The organism is Alphaproteobacteria bacterium, from assembly GCA_019635875.1.
GTDB lineage: Bacteria > Pseudomonadota > Alphaproteobacteria > Reyranellales > Reyranellaceae > JAFAZJ01.
In genome coordinates this window covers 1-19,208 of the sequence record JAHBYP010000009.1, presented here as the reverse complement: position 1 = coordinate 19,208, position 19,208 = coordinate 1, and the positions used below count along the sequence as shown (strand labels likewise).

General features: G+C 69.4%; 17 protein-coding genes. 12 read left to right on the top strand and 5 right to left on the bottom strand.

The genetic code is table 11. The annotated features are described in order from the left end of the window. The first annotated feature begins 6 nt into the window (after positions 1-6). The 11 genes from KF889_25395 to KF889_25345 all read left to right on the top strand — a co-directional run bounded on the left by KF889_25395 (position 7) and on the right by KF889_25345 (position 16,277). Entirely contained in the window at positions 7-2,538 is a 2,532-nt protein-coding gene (locus KF889_25395; protein MBX3502794.1) for a hypothetical protein, read from the top strand. After that, positions 2,531-3,001, top strand: coding sequence for a hypothetical protein (locus KF889_25390; GenBank protein MBX3502793.1), 471 nt, complete (start codon positions 2,531-2,533; stop codon positions 2,999-3,001). Before KF889_25395 ends, KF889_25390 begins: the two co-directional genes overlap by 8 nt. After that, positions 2,994-3,563, top strand: coding sequence for a hypothetical protein (locus KF889_25385; protein ID MBX3502792.1), 570 nt, complete (start codon positions 2,994-2,996; stop codon positions 3,561-3,563). Before KF889_25390 ends, KF889_25385 begins: the two co-directional genes overlap by 8 nt. Then, the gene (locus KF889_25380) at positions 3,563-6,112 is read left to right on the top strand and encodes a transglycosylase SLT domain-containing protein (GenBank protein MBX3502791.1); all 2,550 of its coding nucleotides are present in this window, start codon (positions 3,563-3,565) and stop codon (positions 6,110-6,112) included. The genes KF889_25385 and KF889_25380 overlap by 1 nt, the downstream gene beginning before the upstream one ends. After that, positions 6,109-12,324 (top strand): hypothetical protein, encoded by a 6,216-nt coding sequence (locus KF889_25375; GenBank protein ID MBX3502790.1) that lies wholly within the window; start codon positions 6,109-6,111, stop codon positions 12,322-12,324. Before KF889_25380 ends, KF889_25375 begins: the two co-directional genes overlap by 4 nt. 61 nt (positions 12,325-12,385) lie before the next feature. After that, positions 12,386-13,768 (top strand): tail fiber protein, encoded by a 1,383-nt coding sequence (locus KF889_25370; protein MBX3502789.1) that lies wholly within the window; start codon positions 12,386-12,388, stop codon positions 13,766-13,768. Continuing rightward, the gene (locus KF889_25365; protein ID MBX3502788.1) at positions 13,765-14,553 is read left to right on the top strand and encodes a DUF4376 domain-containing protein; all 789 of its coding nucleotides are present in this window, start codon (positions 13,765-13,767) and stop codon (positions 14,551-14,553) included. Before KF889_25370 ends, KF889_25365 begins: the two co-directional genes overlap by 4 nt. Beyond that, a complete protein-coding gene (locus tag KF889_25360; protein MBX3502787.1) occupies positions 14,553-14,921 on the top strand; it encodes a hypothetical protein in 369 nt (122 codons plus the stop codon). The genes KF889_25365 and KF889_25360 overlap by 1 nt, the downstream gene beginning before the upstream one ends. Then, positions 14,918-15,139, top strand: a complete 222-nt coding sequence (locus KF889_25355; GenBank protein MBX3502786.1) for a hypothetical protein — start codon at positions 14,918-14,920, stop codon at positions 15,137-15,139. Before KF889_25360 ends, KF889_25355 begins: the two co-directional genes overlap by 4 nt. Beyond that, positions 15,139-15,948: a hypothetical protein gene (locus tag KF889_25350; GenBank protein MBX3502785.1), complete on the top strand. Its 810-nt coding sequence runs from the start codon at positions 15,139-15,141 to the stop codon at positions 15,946-15,948. Before KF889_25355 ends, KF889_25350 begins: the two co-directional genes overlap by 1 nt. Continuing rightward, entirely contained in the window at positions 15,945-16,277 is a 333-nt protein-coding gene (locus KF889_25345; protein ID MBX3502784.1) for a hypothetical protein, read from the top strand. Before KF889_25350 ends, KF889_25345 begins: the two co-directional genes overlap by 4 nt. On the opposite strand, the gene KF889_25340 is transcribed toward KF889_25345, so the two are convergent. Then, the gene (locus KF889_25340; protein ID MBX3502783.1) at positions 16,274-16,747 is read right to left on the bottom strand and encodes an HNH endonuclease; all 474 of its coding nucleotides are present in this window, start codon (positions 16,745-16,747) and stop codon (positions 16,274-16,276) included. The two genes, KF889_25345 and KF889_25340, sit on opposite strands and share 4 nt — an antisense overlap. Positions 16,748-16,774: 27 nt before the next feature. Here KF889_25340 and KF889_25335 point away from each other — a divergent pair, with 27 nt between their 5' ends. Further along, positions 16,775-17,035 (top strand): hypothetical protein, encoded by a 261-nt coding sequence (locus KF889_25335; GenBank protein ID MBX3502782.1) that lies wholly within the window; start codon positions 16,775-16,777, stop codon positions 17,033-17,035. A gap of 214 nt (positions 17,036-17,249) precedes the next feature. On the opposite strand, the gene KF889_25330 is transcribed toward KF889_25335, so the two are convergent. The 4 genes from KF889_25330 to KF889_25315 all read right to left on the bottom strand — a co-directional run. Next, on the bottom strand, positions 17,250-17,417 hold the full coding sequence (locus KF889_25330; protein MBX3502781.1) for a hypothetical protein: 168 nt from the start codon (positions 17,415-17,417) through the stop codon (positions 17,250-17,252). A 12-nt stretch (positions 17,418-17,429) separates the two neighbouring features. Next, positions 17,430-17,921 (bottom strand): thermonuclease family protein, encoded by a 492-nt coding sequence (locus tag KF889_25325; GenBank protein MBX3502780.1) that lies wholly within the window; start codon positions 17,919-17,921, stop codon positions 17,430-17,432. After that, a complete protein-coding gene (locus KF889_25320) occupies positions 17,918-18,337 on the bottom strand; it encodes a hypothetical protein (GenBank protein ID MBX3502779.1) in 420 nt (139 codons plus the stop codon). The genes KF889_25325 and KF889_25320 overlap by 4 nt, the downstream gene beginning before the upstream one ends. A gap of 165 nt (positions 18,338-18,502) precedes the next feature. Next, positions 18,503-19,208: SDR family oxidoreductase (locus tag KF889_25315; GenBank protein ID MBX3502778.1), on the bottom strand; the 706-nt coding region annotated here is incomplete at its 5' end.

The following is a 19,208-nucleotide window of genomic DNA, read 5'->3' as shown; positions in this document are numbered from 1 at the left end:
CAAGTCATGGGCACGCCGCTGATCCAGCCGTCCTTCGCCGCCGGCGAGCTCGCGCCGGCGCTGCACGCGCGCGTCGATCTCGCCAAGTACCACATCGGCCTGGCGACCTGCCTGAACTGGATGATCATGGCGCAGGGCGGGGCGCAGAACCGGCCGGGCACGCTGTGGGTCGGGCCCTGCATCGACCACGAAGTGCGCTCGCGGCTGATCCCGTTCCAGTTCAACACCGAGCAGGCCTACGCGCTCGAGTTCGGCCACCAGACGATGCGCGTCATCAAGGATGGCGGCTATGTCACCGAAGCGGCGCAGAGCGTCGTCGCGGCGTCGAATGCCAGTTCCGGCGTGATCGAGATAACCGGGCACGGCTGGTCGAACGGCGACCGAGTCTATGCCTCGGGCATCGGCGGCATGACCGAGCTCAACGGCCGCTACTTCACGGTCGCGGGCGCCACCACCGATACCTTCCAGCTTTCGGGCGTGGACACCTCGGGCTACGGCGCCTTCACCTCGGGCGGCACCTTCGCAAGGCTCTACACGCTCGCCACGCCCTACGCCGCCGCCGACCTGCCGACGCTGAAATTCACGCAGTCGGCCGACACGCTGACCTTGACGCATCCCGGCTACGCGCCGCGCGACCTGACGCGCTCGGGCCATGCGTCATGGGCGCTCAGCACCATCACCTTCGCCTCGGAGCAGGCGGCACCGACCGGCGTCACGGCGACGCCGTCCTCGGTCAGCGGCTCGGCCCCCTGGAGCTACGTCGTGACCGCGATCAACGCCGAAAGCGGTGAGGAATCGCTGCCGTCGAGCGCGGGCAATGCGACGTTCAAGCAGGAGCACGACTGGAACGCGGCGACGGGCGATTTCATCAGCGTGCACTGGACCAACGCCGCGGGCGCGGGCTCCTACAACGTCTACAAGCAGCGCAACGGCATCTATGGATTCGTCGGCAACGCCGGCGATGGCCCCACAGGCTTCGTCGACGACAAGATCAGGGCCGACACCACGGACGCCCCGCCGGGCAGCCGCAACCCCTTCGACGGTGCCGGCGAATGGCCGGGCTGCGTCAACTACCACGAGCAGCGCAAGTTCTTCGGCGGCTCGGCCAACAAGCCGCAGACCATCTGGGCCACCGCCAGCGGCTCCTACAAGAACATGAACGTCAGCACGCCGACGCAGGACGACGACGCCATCACCCGCACCATCGCCTCGCGCCAGGTCAACGAGATCCGCCACCTGGTGTCGGTTGGCGCGCTGATCGTCTTCACCTCGGGCGCCGAGTGGATGTGCTGGCCGGGCGCGCAGGCCGACGTGCTGACGCCGGCCAACACGAACCTGCGGGCGCAGAGCTACGCCGGCGCCAACCATGTGCCGCCGATCGTGGTCAACGACTCCATCCTGTTCGTGCAGGAGAAGGGCAGCATCGTCCGCGACCTGCGCTACCAGTTTGAAAAGGACGGCTGGACCGGCGTCGACCTGTCGGTGATGGCCGCGCACCTGTTCGACGGCCACGCGATCCAGGAATGGGCCTGGGCGCAGGTGCCGCACAAGGTGGTGTGGGCGGTGCGCGACGACGGCGTACTGCTGGCGCTGACCTACATGCGCGAGCACGAGGTCTTCGCCTGGGCCCGGCACGTCACCGATGGCACGGTCGAATCGGTGTGCGTGATCAGCGAGGGCAGCGAGGACGTGCTCTACATGACCGTGGCGCGCACGGTCGGCGGCCAGACGGTGCGTTACGTCGAGCGCATGGCCTCGCGCATGTTCTCGCAGCTGCGGGATGCCTGGTTCCTCGATTGCGCGCTGGCCTACGACGGCAACAACGCGGTGACGGACGACTACCTCAAGATCACCGGCGCCGGCTACGACATGGGCGATTCGGTGACCTTGCAGGCCACCGGGCACGCGCCGTTCTCCGCCGCCTCGGTCGGCAGGATCTACGAGCTGCGCTCGGGCGACGCCAAGGTGCGGGCGACGATCACGGCCTACACCGATGGCGACACGGTGACGGCCCGCCTCGAGACGAACGCCCCGGCCGCCCTGCAGGACACGGACACCGCCGACTGGGCGCTGCTGGCATCCTCGGTCGGCGGCCTGTGGCACCTGGAGGGCCGCACGGTCGACGTCTTCGCCGACGGCAGCAAGATGCCCGAGGTGGTGGTCGGCAACGGCACCGCGGCGCTGGAGCGGCCCGCCTCGCGTGCCCTGGTCGGGCTGCCCTACGATTGCGACCTGCAGACGCTCGACGCCGACGCCGGCCAGCCGACGGTGCAGGGCCGGCGCAAGCGGGTCGGGCAGGTGGTGGTGCGCGTCGACGAGTCGCGCGGCCTGCTGGTCGGGCCGAGCGCCAGCAGCCTCACGGAAATCAAGGAACGCTCGGACGAAGCCTACGGCGAGCCCATCGCGCTGTTCACCGGCGACCGCGAGGTGCTGATCGAGCCGAAGTGGGGCGACGGCGGCCGGGTCTACCTGCGGGCCACGCCGGGCCTGCCGGCGCGGGTGCTGGCGATCATCCCGAGGCTCGACGTCGGTGGCTGAGATCCTGATCCGCCCCGCCACGGACGCCGACGCGGTGGCGCTGGCACCTGACCTGCGCGAGGCCGACCGGCTGGAGATCGAGGCGGCGTCGGGCGATGCCCCGCTGGACGCGCTGCGGCGCTCGCTGGCGCGCAGTTCCGAGGCGTGGGCTGCGACTACCCCCGAGGGGATTATCGCGCTGTGGGGCGTCGGGCCGCTCTCCCTGCTGGGCGGTCACGGCGCGCCCTGGCTGCTGGGCTCCGACCTGGTCGCCCGCCACGCCTTCGCGGTCGCCCGCCGCAACCGTCCGACGGTGCGCCGCTGGCTGACGATGTTCCCGCTGCTGTCCAACTGGGTCGATGCCCGCAACGCGCTCTCCGTCCGCTGGCTGCGCTGGATCGGCTTCACCATCCTGCCGCCGGTGCCCTACGGCGTCGCCCGGCTGCCGTTCCATCCTTTCGAGCTGAGGCGCGCCGATGTGTGAGCTGGCTACCATCGCCACCATCGGCTCGGCGGTGATCGGCGCCGTCGGCACGATCATGCAGGGTCAGGCCGCCTCGCAGCAGGCCGCCTACCAGGCGCAGGTGGCGCGCAACAACCAGATCATCGCCGAGCGCAATGCGCAGGACGCCGAGAAGCGCGGCGACATCGAGGAAGACCGGATGCGCCGGCGGGCGGCGCTGATCCTGGGTTCGCAGCGCGCCGGGCTGGCCGGGCAGGGGTCGGTGCTCGACGAAGGCTCGCCGCTCGATATCCAGATGGATACCGCCGGGCTGGGCGAGATGGACGCGCTCACGGTGCGCAGCAACTTCCAGCGCGAGGCGTATGGGCACCGGGTGCAGGGCATGAACTACGACGCGGCCGCGCGCCTGGCCGATAGCCGCACCTCGACGCTGGGCAGCTGGCTGAGCGCCGGCGGGTCGATCCTCGGCGGGGCGTTCCAAGGGGCCAAGATGTACAGTGATTTCCAGCGCACGGGCGCCGGGATCAGGCTTTGGGGCAATCCGGCGGGCGCCGGTAGTCGCCTGAGCGGGCTGGGCTTCTGATGGCCGCCGGCATCCGCATCGCCCCCTACCAGCCGGCCGGCGTGTCGCCGCAGCCGGTGCCCGGTGGTGGCTACCAGAACATCAACGCTGGCGCCGGTGACTTTGGGCAGGGCGCGGGCGCGGGGCTGGAGAAGCTGGGCGCTCAGGGCCGGCAGATGTCGCGGGAGTTGCGCGACATGCTGCTCGAGGAAGCGGCGCGCGACAATGAGGCCGCCGCCTACGACGTGGAGCGCCAGTTCCGCGGCGAGGTCACGCGTCTGATGGCGGATCCCGCGAACGGGTTCCTTGCCCAGCGCGGCCGCGACGCCATCGATCGCTTCAAGGGCACGTTCGACGAGCTGGAGAAGCTGCGGGCCAAGTACACGGCGCTTGGCCGCAACGAAGACCAGAAGCGCATGATCGACCGCATCGTCGGCGCGCACTTCGACTCGACGCTGCAGACGATGAACGACCACACCCGCACGCAGCGGCAGGCGTGGCAGACGGCAACCTTCACGGCGCGGGCCGATGATGCGCTGCGCGACGGCGCGGCGGCGACCGATGACAAGCAATTCCTGATCGCCCTGACGGTCGGCGAGCAGGCCGTGATGCAGGCCAATGCGCACCTGGGCGACGAGGTGGCGAAGGCGCAGGCGCGGAAGTATCGCGGCGCCATGTTCAAGGCGCAGCTTGAGGGCCGCCTGCCGACCGATCCCGACGGCGCGGCGGCGTGGTACGCCAAGCACCGTGCGCAGTTCGACCCGCTCGACACAGACCGGCTCGACGCGCTGGTGAAGGCGTCGGTGGAAAATCGAGCGGCGCTGCGCTTCGGCCAGAGCCTGCGGGACGGCGGGAGCGCGGGCGGCGTCTACACCGTGCCGTCGCAGTTCGCCCCCGACGTGGATGCGGCGGCGGCCAAGCACGGCGTGCCCAAGGCGCTGCTGGCGTCAACCATCTGGAACGAGTCGCGCTGGAACCCCAACGCGCGCAACCGCAACGACCAGGGGCCGGGCGTCGATTCGGTCGGGCTGGGTCAGTGGGGCGAGCAATGGGCGCGCGCCCGGGGCTTCGATCCGAAGGATCCCAAGGCGTCGATCGAGCACACGGCGCAGGCCATGAAGCAGTACGCCGACAAGTACGGCGGCAACTGGCTGCTGGCGCGGCTGGCCTATGGCTGGGGGCCGGGCAACGTCGACAAGTGGCTGGCCGCTGGTGGCGATCCCGAGAAGATCCCCGACGGCGCCAAGGTGTGGCTGCCGCGCACCGCCTTCGGCATCGCCGACGATCGCGAGGCGCGCGCCGCCTTCCCGCGCATCGCCGACAAGCTGAAGCCCGGGCAGCCGGGCATGGAGGATCAGCCGGTGGCGCGGACCACGGCCGGTCCACCACCGGAACCTCGCCGCGCCGACTACCTCGCGCGCGTGGATGCGCTGGGCATCGCCGATCCGCAAGAGCGGCAGAAGTACGTCGGCGTGGCGGAAGCCGAGTTCGGCCGCGCGCACGCGCTGTGGAAGGAGCGCATGGACAAGGCGCTCGACGACGCGGTGGCGTGGGTCGGCGCCAATCCGGGGCAGGCGCTGGAGGCCATGCCGGCGGCGATGTGGCTGGCGCTCGATCCGAAGCAACAGGCGAGCATCAGGGACCTCTCGAAGAAGGTCGCCAAGGGCACCGACACCGACGACGACGAGGCCTACTACGCGCTGCATCGCATGGCGACCTCGGACAACGCCAATGAGCGGGCCGCGTTCGCCGCGCTCAACCTGCTGACGTTCCGGGCCAAGCTGTCCAAGTCGAGCTTCGACAAGTTCGTCGGCATGCAGGGCGACATCCGCAAGGGCGATCCCGACGGCAACATCACCGGCGAGCGCACCCTGCGGCAGATGCAGGACGACGCCCTGCGCGGCGTGCTGGGCCTCGACCCGACGCCAAAGAAAGGCACCGACGCCGCCAAGAGGGTGGCCGCCTTCCGCCGCGCCGTGGATTTCGAAGTGGCGCGCTCGACCCGCGAGAAGGGCAAGAAGCTGACGCTGGAGGAGACGCAGGCGATCGTCGACCGCCTGGCCAAGCCGGTCAGCGGCACCAGCGGCTTCTTCGGCAGCGACAAGGCGCGCTTCGAGGTCACGGTCGACAAGGTGCCGCGCGAGATGGTCGCCACCTGGGACAAGGTCTTTGCCGCCGAGAAGGTCGCCGGCGTCACGGACGATCTCAAGGTGGCGATGTTCGCGGCGACGCAGATGGAGCCGGACCTGAGGAGCAAGCCGGAGGTCGTGGCGCAGCTCGTCGGATCGCTGCGCCGGCAGGGCAAGCCGGTCACGGAAGTCTCCATCGTCAACGCCTGGCGCATCGCCAATCAGGTGCGCGCCCGTTCGACTGTCGAGGTTCCGTCGCCCGACGCGCCGCCGCCAGTGCAGCCGCATGAGCTGGGCGCGGTCATCCTGCCGCCGCCGGACGCGCCGCCGCCCGTGACCAGCCGCGACTACGGCCAGCGCACAGGCATCGAGCGCGCGGTGCAGCGGTGGTGGGACAGGGGCCTCGGCGAGGTCTTCAAGCCGATCGAGAAGAAGAAATGAACGAGTTCGACGGCCTGCTCAACGGCGTCTCGACTCGCGACCTGCTGAAGCCCGATCAGCCGGCGACCTTCGACGAGGCGGTGCGCGAGGCCGACGCGCGGCAGACGGCGGCGCTGCGCTCCTCGCTGTTCGGCGCCTATGGGACCAATCCCGACAAGGCCGCGAAGGCCGCCATGCTGGCCGGACGCGCGGGCGTCGATCCCGCCTACGTCGAGCGCAATCTGCCGGCGATCGAGAGCCGGGCGCAGGTCAACGAGTTCGACAAGCTGCTGGCGGGACTGCCGCGCACGCGGCTGTGGCTGACCGACCCCCTCAACGCGCGCGTGGCCGTCGATGCCTACGAACAGCTCGGGGCGTTCGAGAAGTTCTGGAACGAGCTGAAGCGCACGTACTTCGGGACCGTCCAGGGCTTCGACGCGCTGCGGGCGATCAACGCGGCGCAGGGCGGCGAGACGTGGCGCTACACCGATCCGCAGGTGTTGCCGCTGCTGACGGCGGGTCTTGGTCTGCCGGCGCTCGGCTTCATCGGCGCGCATATCGCTGGATCGCAGGACGCCAGCCCGGAGGCACGCCGGCGCGTGCTGGCCGGAGCCGTGCGCGACGCGATCACGTCGGGCGCCGCCGCTGCGGACATTCCGATGCGCCCCGCCATGCGCGAGCTGAGCGAGGCGAAAACCTGGGCCGATGCCTGGGGCGCCTTCATGAAGGACCCGCTGGGCGTGATCTTCGATCTGGCGGCGCAGAGTTCCGCCCAGCTCGCCGTCGGCGTCGGCGCCACGGTGGTAGGCGGGCCGGTGGCCGGCGTTGCCGCGACGGGCCTTTCTTCGTTCGGCCAAGAGTTCCTGAGCGGCATCGTCGACAATCTCGAAGAGCTGGGCGTCGACACCAAGGATCAGGCCAAGCTCGCCGTCGCGCTGAGCGACCCGGCGCTGATGCAGAAGGTTCTCCAGCGCTCGGCGATCAAGGCCGGTGTGGTCGGCACGATCGATGCTGCGAGCATGGGTGTTGGCCGCGCGACGCTCACCCCCTTCGTCAAGGCCGGGCTTGGGCGCGAGGCGGCCAACGTCGTGGCGCAGATGGGGGTGCAGGCTGGCGCCGGCGCCGGCGGCGAGGCGCTGGGTTCCGCGGCGGCTGGCCGCGAGATCAAGCCGGGCGCCGTTCTGGCCGAGGCGCTGGGCGAGCTGAGCGGCGCACCCCTTGAGGTGGCCGGCATGCGCTGGCGTGGCCGTGGCGCGCAGCTGGCGAACGAGGCCGAGCGGATGCGCAACGAGGCCACCGCCACCGTTGCCGGTCTGGAGCGCTTCGACAAGACCATGGGTGATCTGCCCAACAATCCGCTGGCGCAGCGTGCGCCCGGCGCGCTCGGCGAGTTCGTCGGCGAGGTGGCGCCGGATGCCAAGGTCTACCTGCCCGCCGAGAAGGTGGTCGAATTCTTCCAGTCGCTGCCGCCCGACGAGGCCGAGGCGCTGGTGCGCCGCATGGGGATCGACGAGCAGGTCAAGGCGGCGATCGCAGTCGGCGGCGACGTGGTGCTGCCGATGGCCGACTATGCCCAGCACATCGCGGCCGCGGGCTTCCATGAGTATTTCAAGGAAGATCTGCGCCTGACCCCCGGCGGCATGTCGCTGGTGCAGGCGCGTGACTTCGAAGCGACCTATCAAAGCTTCCTCGAAACCGAGGGCGCGCGCATCGGACGCGAGGCTGTCGCCGAAGCCAAGGCCGCGACCCCCGGTCAGCAGGTGTTCGAGGACGTGGTGCAGAAGGCGCAGGACGCCGGCTTCACCCCCGACGTCGCCCGCCAGTACGCCGCGCTGTACGCCGCCCGGTATCAGGCCCGCGGCGCGCGGCTGGGCACCGATGCGATGGAGGCGTACCGGCGCTCCGGGCTCGAACTGCGCCGCGTCATGCCCGACACGATCGCGCGGGTGCCGCCGGACCAGATGGACCTGCTGATAGACGCCTGGCGCAAGGGCAAGGCGGCGGCGTCGCAGCGCAAGCTCATGGGGCCGTCGCTGCTGGAGTTCGTCAGCGAGAAGGGCGGGCTGGTCGACGAGGGCGGCGATCTGGCCGCGATGGACGCCGACAAGTGGCACAAGGGCAAGCCGGGCGTGCGCAAGCTGGTGCAGGACAAGGCCAAGCTGTCGCTCGACGACATGGCGCTGTCGGCGTGGGAGAACGGGTATTTCCCCGAGTTTACCGAGCGCCCGACGATCGACGACCTGCTGGAGGCGATGCGCGAGGAACTGGCCGGCCGCAAGCGCCACGTCGCCGACAACACGCGCGACTGGCGGGCGGATTATGCGGCGGCGCTGGCCGACCTGGACGAGGCCACGTCACGCGCCGGCGTCGGCAAGGAGAACACGAACGCCGAGATCAAGGCCGCGCTGGCGAAGCTGGGGCAGGATGCGGGGGGCTACACGCAACCCGACGGCAGCGGCATGGCGCGCGGCAAGATCGCCTTCAGCGACGGCCGGTCGATCATCTCGCTCTTCGCCCGCGCCGACCTGAGCACGTTCCTGCACGAGACGGGCCACCTGTGGCTGGAGGAGCTGCGGGCCGATTCGACGGACGCCGCCGCGCAACAGCAGGTGCGCGACGATTGGGCGGCGGTCGAGAAATTCCTCGGCATCAAGCCCGGCGAGGCGGTCACGGTCGACCAGCACGAGCGCTGGGCCCGGGCGGTCGAAACCTACTTCATGGAGGGCAAGGCGCCGTCGCTGGAGCTGGGCGGCGTCTTCCAGCGCTTCAAGGCGTGGCTGGTCAGCATCTACCGCACGGTGGCCGGGCTCAACTCGCCGATCAACGATGAAATCCGCGCGGTGATGGATCGGCTTGTGGCGACCGACGAGCAGATCGATCTCGCGCGCACCGAGCTGGCCGCGCAGCAGCTTTTCGCCAGCGCCGACCAGGCCGGCATGACGGACGCGGAGTTCGCCGCCTACACCGAGTCGGTGCAGCGCGCGCGCTCGACGGCGGAAACCGATCTGCTGCGCAAGACGATGGAGGCGATCCGCCGGCGGCGCACCCGCGAATGGAACGAGGAGGCCGCCCGGGTCCGCGCCGAGGTGCGCGAGGAAATCGACCAGCGCCCGGACCTGAACGCGCTGCACTACCTGCGCACCGGCAAGACGCTGGCGGGCGACACCCTGGGCGGCCGGATGCGGCTGAGCAAGGACGCGCTGCTCGATATGTACAGCGTGCCCACGGTGCTCGACGCGCTGCCCAAGGGTATCCCGCCGATCTACGTCGAGGCCGGCGGCGTGCATCCCGACATCCTCGCCGAGTCGCTGGGCTTCGCGTCGGGCCGCGAGATGGTCGACGCGCTGCTGGCGCTGGAGGTCCAGAAGCGCGGCATGAAGGCTGCCGGCGACGGCCGCTCCGTGCGCGAGGCGTCCATCGCGGCCGAGGTCGACCGCATCATGGCCGAGCGCCACGGCGATCTTCTGAACGACGGCTCTATCCAGCGCGAAGCCCTCGACGCGATCCACAACGAGGATCAGCTCGACGTGCTGGCGACAGAGCTGCGGTCACTGGGCCGCAAGGCCGGAATCGAGCCATCGCCCCTGGCCGTGATCCGCCGCTACGCCGCCGACCATATCGCCGCCCAGCCGGTGCGCGAGGCGGTCGACGTGGCCCTGCATCGTCGCGCCGAGGCGAAGGCGGGCAGGGCGGTACTCGACGCGGTGCTGGCCGGCGACCACGAAGAAGCCTTCCGCCAGAAGCAGCGCCAGATGATCGCCCATGCGATGTACGTCGAGGCGAAGAAGGCGCGCGAGCTGGTCGAGAAGGGCCAGCGGCTGATGGACCGCTACGCCAGCGCCCGCACGCTGAAGTCGATGGATCAGGATTACCTCGAACAGATCCACGGCCTGCTGGAGCGCTACGATTTCCACACTGAGACCCGCAGGCTCACAGAGCGCCGCGTGGCGCTGCGGGACTTCGCGGCCCGGATGGAGGCCGAAGGCGTCGACGTGGCGATTCCCGAGGCGCTGCTCGACGAGGCGCAGCGCCGGCACTACAGCGAGATCCTGGTGAGCGAGTTCCGGGGCCTGTACGACAGCGTGCGCCAGATCGCGCACCTGGGCCGGCTGAAAAAGGAACTGACGCTCAACAAGGAAAAGCGCGAGTTCGACGCCACGGTTGACGAGGCGGTCGCCGCCATCAACCTCACCCCCCAGCGGGGAGGCGGGGGTGATGATCGGGGCCTGACCGCGCTGGAGCGCAAGTTCGGGCGGGCGGGCGACATCATCCGTGGCGCCGACGCCTCGCTGCTCAAGATCGAGACCTTGGTCGACTGGCTCGACGGCGGCGACAGCAACGGCGTGATGAACCGCGTGGTCTTCCGCCCGATGGAGGAAGCGCAGGCCGCCGAGCGCAAGCTGCAGAAGGAAAAGCTCGACGGGTTCGCCGCGCTGATGAAGGCGCTTCCCGAGGGCACGGTCGAGCGCTGGCAGGAGAAGGTCACGCTGCCGGGCCTGCCGACCAGGGACGGCCGCCCCTCGGTCATGCTGCGCTCGCGCCTGGTCGCGATGGCGCTCAACATGGGCAACGAGGGCAACCGGGCCAAGCTGCTCAAGGGCGAGGGCTGGGACGCCGAGGCGGTCGACGCCGTGCTGGCGCGCGAGCTGCGGAAAGAGGATTGGGACTTCGTGCAGGGCACATGGGATCTGATCGAGACCCTGTGGCCGCAGATCGCCGAGCTCGAACGGCGTATCAACGGCGTCGAGCCCGAGAAGGTCGAGGCGCGCGAGGTGGCGACGCCGCACGGCACCTATCGCGGCGGCTACTATCCGCTGGTCTACGATCCGCGCCGCAGCTTCGACGTGGATGCCCGCTCGCAGAAGACCACCGACCAGCTTTTCGAGAACAACTACACGCGCGCCACGACGCCCAAGGGCTTCACCAAAGAGCGCACCGAGGGCTACGCGCGGCCGCTGTGGCTCGATCTGGAGGTGATCCCCCGGCACATCACCGAGGTCATCCACGACCTGACGCACCGTGAGGCCATCATGCAGGCCGATCGGTTCCTGGGCGACAACCGGGTGCGCGAGGCGATAGAGGAGGCGCTGGGCCGCGAATACTACAAGCAGTTCCGCCCGTGGCTGCAATCGATCGCCAACGAGTGGGCCAACGACAACAAGGGCCTGAAGTTCTGGGAAGACTTCATGAAGCAGGCCCGGCTTCACACCACGCTGGTGGGCATGGGCTTCCGCTTCACCACCATGCTGGCGCAGCTCGGCGGCCTGAGCGATTCGGTCGAGCGCATCGGCACGCGGGCGCTGGCGTCGGGCGTCAAGACGTTCCTGCGCAACCCGGCCGAGGCGCACGCCTTCGTCACCGGCAAGTCCGACGAGATGGCGGCGCGCTTCAACCAGGTCGACCAGTCCATCCGCGACAACGTGCGCGACCTGGTCGACAAGCGCGGCCTGATCGCCGACGCGCGACGCTTCGCCTTCTACGGCATCGGCATGCTCGACATGGCCGTGTCGGTGCCGACGTGGATCGGCGCCTACGAGAATGCGCTGCGCTCCGGGATGGACGACGGCGATGCGGTCTACGCCGCCAACAAGGCCGTGCGCGACTCGCAGGGCAGCGGCGCCACCAAGGACTTGCCGGCGGTGTCGCGGCGCAACGAGATTTGGCGTCTGGCGACCATGTTCTACAGCTACTTCTCGCACCTGTACCAACGGCAGCGGCAGCTCGCCCGCGACGTGCGCGAAGCCGAGTCGGTCGGCGACTTCGCCATGATCGCGGCGCGCTCGTGGTGGCTGCTGGTCGTGCCGGCGCTGTTCGGCGCCTGGGCCGGCGGGCAGGGCCCGGATGAGGATGAAGACCTGGGCGCCTGGGCCGCGCGCAAAGTGCTGTTCAACCTGCCCATGAGCGTGCCCGTGGCGCGCGATCTGGCGTCCGGGCTCGAAAACAGCATCAGCGGCAAGTTCCGGGGTGGCTACCAGTTCACGCCCGCGGCGCGCGCCGGCGAGACGCTCCTGCGCCTCAGCAACGACTTCATCAAGCTGGCGCGCGAGGGCGAGGTCAACGAGGGCTTCCTCAAGCGCGCGATCGAGGTTCCGGGCTACCTGCTGGGCCTGCCGGTCGGCCAGCTCGGCAACACGTCGCAATTCCTGTGGGATGTGATCGAGGGCGACCAGTCGCCCAAGGACATCAAGGACTGGCTCGACGGGCTTGTGTATGGCCCGGAGAAACGACCCTAGAGGGGAAAATCGCCCGCACGCGAGGGCGCACCTATATTCGCGTGGCGGTGGAGTAGCGTAGATGACCGTATCGTCCAGCACATCGAAAGTCATCGGCACCGGAAACGACGCCACCACGTCGTGGCCGTTCACTTTTGCGGTGCTCGACGAGACGCACCTCACCGTCGTGTACACCGACGCGGAGGGCGCCGACTCGACGCTCGATCCCAGCGTCTACACCGTCGCGCTCAACGCCGACCAGGCGGCCAACCCGGGCGGCACGGTGACCTACGCCCCGGCGATCGCCACCGGCACGCTGCTGACGATCCTGCGCGTGGTGCCCTATACGCAGGCGACGGACATCAAGAATCAGGGCGGGTTCTATCCCGAGGTTATTGAGCGCGCGCTGGATCTGCTGGCGATGCAGCTGCAGCAGGTGCGCGAGCAACAGGGCCGGGCGCTCAAGCTCTCGCCGTCGCAGGCCGCCATCGGCGATCTCAATGCGACGGACGCCGACCGGGCCAGCAAGTTCGTCGGCTTCGATCCGGACGGCGAGTTGGCGCTCTACAGCGGCGTGACCGAGTCGGGCGCCGTGTCGCTGGCTATGGCGCCGGTGGTGGCCGCGGCGACGCTGGCGCTGGCTCGGGAGGCGATGGGCGTGCCAGCCGCGGAAGACGTGCCGACGCTGGCCGGCGACAACGAGTTCACCGGCAACAACGTCTTCACCGAGCCCGTCGTGGTGCCGTCGCCGACCGCCGGCGACCAGGCCATCCCGGCCGACGACGTCTACTACCACGTTCCCTCGGGCTACATCGTCGCCTGGCCGACGAGCGACATCCCTGCCGCCTTCCTGCTGTGCGACGGCTCGGCGGTGTCGCGCGCCACCTACCCCTACCTGTTCGACGCGCTGGTGACGGATCCCGGCTTCACGGCGCAGACCTTCACCGTGACCATCGCCTCGCCCGGGGTCGTCACCAAGACCAGCCACGGCTTCACCGGCGGCGAGCGGCTGCGGCTGTCGACCACCGGCGCGCTGCCGACCGGCCTGACGGCGGGCAACGAATATTTCGTCATCTATGTCGACGCCGACACCTTCCGGCTGGCGACGACGGAAGCCAACGCGGCGGCCGGGACGGCGATCAACACCTCGGGCGGCCAGAGCGGCACGCACTCCTACACGCGATCGCTCTACGGCCTGGGCGACGGCTCGACCACCTTCAACCTGCCCGACCTGCGCAACCTCTTCCCGCGCGGCAAGGCGGCCAGCGGCCGGGCGCTGGGCAGCTACGAGGCCGACGACAACAAGGCGCACGCGCACGGCACGGGCGTGTCCTACGGCGTCAGCGGCAGCGCGGGCCTGCAGGTCGGCGCCAACGCCAGCAACAACGGCGAGCTGACGGTGGCGAGTGTCGGCAGCGAGGCCCGCCCCAAGAACCGCGCGCTGAACTGGATCATCAAGACATGAGCGACACACCGACCCGCGCCGGCCGCGCCGGCATCCCCTCGGGCGCCCTCGCCGACGCGCCGCCGGCACCCACGGTGTGGCTGTTCGACGAGCACGGCGCGCTCGAAGGCAGCCAGAAGGCGCGGCTGTCGCCCAACGACTGGTGGCCGGACAAGCGCGCGGTGTGGCTGCTGCCGCCCAACGCCACGCGGGTCGAGCCGCCGGCGCCGCAGCCCGGCAAGGTGGCGGTGTTCGACGGCGAGCGCTGGTCGCTGGTCGCGGATCATCGCGGCGAGGTGGTCTACGACAAGGACACCGGCCAGCCGCACACCATCGTCGCGCCCGGCCGCGTGGTCGAGGACGACGAGACCGCCGAGCCGCCGCCCTCGCCGCGCCATGTCTGGAGCGACGGCGGCTGGGCGCTGCCGCTCGACGTGGCGAAGGCAGGCCGCATCGCCGAAGTCGCCGCCGAGCTCGCCCGCCGCGAAGTCGCCGGCTTCACCTACGACGGCAAGGCCTACCAGCTCAACGAACGCAGCCGCGCCTTCATCAACGGCCGCGCGACGCGCGCCGGCTGGGTGCTGTCGGGCGTGCCGGGCGTCGACTGGCCCGACGACATCGGCATCATCGCCGCCGACAACAGCCGCACTGTGCTGACGGCCGAACAGTTCCGCGACTTCGCCCTGGAGGCCGACCGCGTCGTCACCGTGCTGCAGGTCCGCGCGCGCGATCTCAAGGATGCCATCCTCGCCGCGAGAGACGCCGAGGCGCTGGCGGCGATCGACGTCGCTGCGGGGTGGGACTGATGGCCGACGCCGCCTCCAAGGCCGAGAAGCTGGCGCACAACGCCGTCCTGACGCTGATCGCGCGCGGAGCGATGGTTATCGCCTGCGGTGCGCTGGTCCCTGCCGGCCTTGGCCTGCTCGACATGCGCACCGAGCTCAAGCTGCTGCGCTCGGAGCTGGCCAGCAGGGTCGACCAGGTCGAGGCGCGGCTGACGGCGCGGATCGTGGCCAACGATGACAGGGCCAGTGCCCAATCCCGCCGCATGGACATCACCGACCAGCGCATCGAGCGGCTGACGACGGAGACCAACAAGCTGATCACCTCGACGGCGGTGCTGGTCGAGCGGATGGATCGGCTCATCGACACGAAGGGCGGGGGGCCGCGATGACGCCAGACCCAAAGAACCCGACCGGCTGGAAGTGGCGGCGCTCTGCCGTCTTCGGAACGCTGGTCTTCTGCGCCGGCCTGATCGCCTACGTCGTGATCGACAAGCACGACACCGAGCTGGGCCGCCTCACGGTGATGACTTTGGGCGGCATCCTCGCCAGCACGGTCGGTAGCTACGTCTTCGGCGCGGCGTGGGAGCGCACGAAAGGACTGTCATGATGGACCTGACCCCCGCGACGCTGGCCGCCTGCTACCCCATCGCCACGCGCGAGGCATGCCTTGCCTGGGGGCCGGGCTTCGACGCCGCCGCCAAGGAGTTCGGCCTGGCCGACAACCCGCACGTCATGGCGTGCTGGCTGGCGAGCATGGCGAACGAGTCGGGCCAGCTCTCCCGGCTCGCCGAGGTCAGCTACTTCGGCACGATGGCCGAGCGCATCGTCTACGTCTTCGGCACCGCGCGCACGCCGCCCGTCGAGCTGATGCTGGAATGGAAGCGGCGGGGAAAGCAGTATTTCGACGAGCAGTTCTACAACTGGCTCTATGACGATCGCCGGCCCGCCAATCCGAAGCTGGGCAATACGCAGGATGGCGACGGCTACCGGCGCCGCGGGCTCGGGCCGCTGCAGATCACGGGCGGCAACAACCAGCGCGCGGTGAGCGAGGCGACCGGGACGGACTTCTACGCCAACCCGGATCTGCTGAGCGATCCCGTCGAGGGCTCGCGCGCGGCGGCGGCGTTCTACAAGATCAACCGCATCGGCGCGCACGCGGCGGCCGGCACCGAGACGGGGTTCCTGCGCGCCATGCACGTCACCAATCCCGGCCTCGCGGCCGATGAGTTCCAGGTGCATCACCTCGTGCGCTGGCGCGAGGTCCGGCTTGGGCTGGGCATCGCCGACGACGGCCGCAACGCGGCGCGGCGCACGCAAGCCGAGCTGCTGATCAAGGGCTACGACGTGGGCACGCGCGACGGTTGGATCGGGCCGCAGACGCGGGCGGCTATGGCGGCGGCGAAGGTGGCCGCATGATCACCAAGATCCTCGCGGGCGCGCTGGGCGTCGCCGGTCTCGCGCTGGTGGGCACGCTCACGATCTGGGTGCCGAACCTCTACGAAAGCCGGGCCATGGCGCGCGTCGCGCTCAACGCCGCGCTGGAGGCCAACGTCTCTCTGCTCGACGAGCGCCGCCGCGCCGTCGCCGAAGCCGAACGCAACCGGGCGATCAGCGCGACCGCGCTCAAGGACGCCGCCGAGCTGGGCGCCCAAGTCGCCGCCATCCGAGAGAGGATCCGAAATGGAAGCGCCTGTCAGATAGACCCGATGGACGCCGAGGCGCTTGATCGGCTTTTTCGGAACTAGTCGGGCAGATGCACCCAACTGGCCCGCCTCTTAATGCGATCAACGACGCTTCTGTCGATGCGAAACTCAGCGGCTATGATGCGGCGACTCCGGAGGTCAGCACGGATGGCATACACCGCCGCCTCATCGAGTTTGGCGGTCCAGACTTTTTGTCCGCGCCCGCCGCTTTGCCTTCCCTTGGTCCTCATGTCGCGGTCATTGTCGGATCGCGTGCCGAGAAACAGATGGTCGGGATTGACACAGCCTGGCACATCACACCTGTGAAGAACGCACGGCGCGGCTATGTCGCCATGCCTACAAAGCCAAGCCGCCCGATGGGCATAGATCATCTTGCCGCGGTACTTGATGCGGCCATGCCCGAATCCCGGCGCATATCCGAGCCAAAGGTGACAACCAGAATTTGGTTCCGGGATGCTGTTCTCAGCAAGAATGTCGCGAATTATCTCGAAGTCGGCGCTTGAAAAGTTCATGAAGAATCATAGCACAGGACGCAATCTATGACCCGCGCTATCTTGATGGCCGCCCTTCTGCTTGCGGCCTGTTCAAAGCCCCCTGAGGTCGTCACCAAGATCGAACGGGTCTATCCAGCCGGGCCGCCGCCTGGCGCCTGCGAGCCGCAGCCCGCGCCCAACGTCGAGGGCATGGTGGACTGGCGGGAGCGGGCCGTGGTCTATGCCGCCGCCGCCGCGGCCGCCCAGGGCCAGCTTCGACGGTGCGATCAGTGGATCAAGGGCTGGCAGGCGGAGCGGGGCCAGTAGTCGCGAGCGTCGGCGAGGATGTCAGGCGGGCGGCTGTAGCTGCGGGCCGGTGAGGCTTCCGGCGTTACGTCGCGGACCCCAGCCGATTGACTTCCGGGCGACCCGCTCTTGGCGTGCAAGCGGCTGTTGTACCGTAGGGGCTCGTCTCCCCAAACGCAGCGCGCCCCTTATACCCCATCCGCGCGCGGGGCGGAACCTCGGATGCGCGGCGGGGCTAGGCGTACCACTTGATGACCTTGTTGTAGGCGTCAACCACGTCGGTATAGCCCAGCGCCTTGAGTAGATCGCAAAGCACCTCGTCGGCGGCGAGATGCGCTGACTCGATGTCCGTCCGGGACGCTTCGGCTTGCAACCGCTCAATTGCCAGTTCGCGCGTCATCATCGTCCGCCTCTCTCACCGTCCACTCCGCTCCCGCCGATACTCCCACGGCGGCACGAACTCACCTTGCCACATCCCGCGCCTCGCCGCCCGCGCGCGGTCTTCATGCGGCACAAGGCGCAGGTTATAGCGCCTGTACGCCAGCGCCCATCCGGCCTCGACCATCGCGGCGTTCAGGTGCGTGTCGCCAGCGCGGCAGTCGCCCAACAGGCGCCCGTAGCGGTCGCGCTCCGTCCCGTCCGGCTGCGGCACGCCTACGCACGTCACGGGGCGGCCGGCGATGAGGGCACGCAGGGCGGCCGTCGCATCCTGGCCGCAGCGGTACTCGGCGCCGTCCGCGCGGCGGCAGGTTTGGTTCCATTCCGGCGCATCCAGGCCCTCTAGCCGCACCTCGACGCCGGGGAAGCGCAGACTATCGCCGTCCACGACGTGCGGCAGGCCCGTCACCGTCTCCGCCGCGGCGGCCACGGGCAGCAGGCAGAGCAGGGCGAGCGCGTGGCGGGTCATAGCAGGTCGCCAATCGCCATCTTGGCGCGCGCACGTTGCCTGATGCCCGAGCGGCGCATGGCCGAATCGTAGCGGTTGTGGCAGCGCTGGCAGAGGGCTTTCAGGTTGTCGTCGGCGCAGTTCTCCGGCGTGTGGTCCAGGTGTGCGACGGTCAAGATGATACGCACGATCCGCAGCCGCTCGGTGCGCTCGCCGCGCCGGCACCATCCGGCTTCTCCCGGTTGCGGCCATGTCAGGCGGAGCCCGTTGTCTCCTGTCGGCAGGGCCTTGAACCAATCGCCATCGAGCCGCCCGCCAAGTTCGTAGTTCGGAACGCCGCACTCCTCGCACTTGCCGTCGGCGCGCTGCCGGATGCGCTGGCTAATCGCCGGCCAGTCCTTCGGATAGCGGCTGCGGTTCTCTGGACGAATGGGCATCCCGCGCCTCCTATGCCGCGCCCGCGCCGGGGGTGGAATGATACGCGATTCCACGAGTACCTTCCGGCAACATCGGCCAGTCTAACCTATTGAAATCACCCATCCGTTACCTTCCCGTTGGGGACGCCATTGTCGCGTACCTGCGGTCCTTCGGTTGGGCACCTGTCATCCGGGGTCAGGCTTGAGCCGATCGAGCAGGGACGTCCAGCTCTCCCGTCGCGCGCCCTTGCCCCACACAATCTCGAACGTCGTCCGGGAGGCGCGCGGATGCTCCATGGCTTCGACGAACGCCTCCGCGACATCGGCGCGGGCGATCCGGTTCCGGGGGGCCAGCGGCAGTGCGTCCTGCCCGAGGTCGATTGCATGTTTCCCGGCAGGCCGATCAAGCAGGAAACCCACGCGGATGATCGTGTAGTCCAAGCCGCTGGCACGAATGTCATCTTCAATGCGCCGACGCCAGACTAGCGTATTCCTCTTGAGCAGGTTGATCAGAGTTGCGGACCAGGAAGGTGTCGCGATGCCGATCGAGTTGAGATAGACGAAGCGACCGAGGAACCCAGATTGGTGAGCAGCCGCGATCGTGTCCGCCACGCCCTGATAGTCGGTCGCCTTGACGACGCGCTCCGGCGCGTAGCGCCCGCTCGGCGCGCCGGCGGTGAAAATAATGTGATCCACGTCCGCCACCGCTGCAGGAAGCGTCTCCGCCTTCGTGAGATCCCCGGCGACGATCTCAATAGAGCGGTCCAGTTCGGCAGCGGCCCCAATCGTGTCGCGTGCCAGCACCCGAATCCGATAGCCGCGCTGGCGCAGCAGGCGGACAATCAGAAGCCCGGTGCCGCGAGTGCCGCCAATGACCAGAACCGGACGCTTC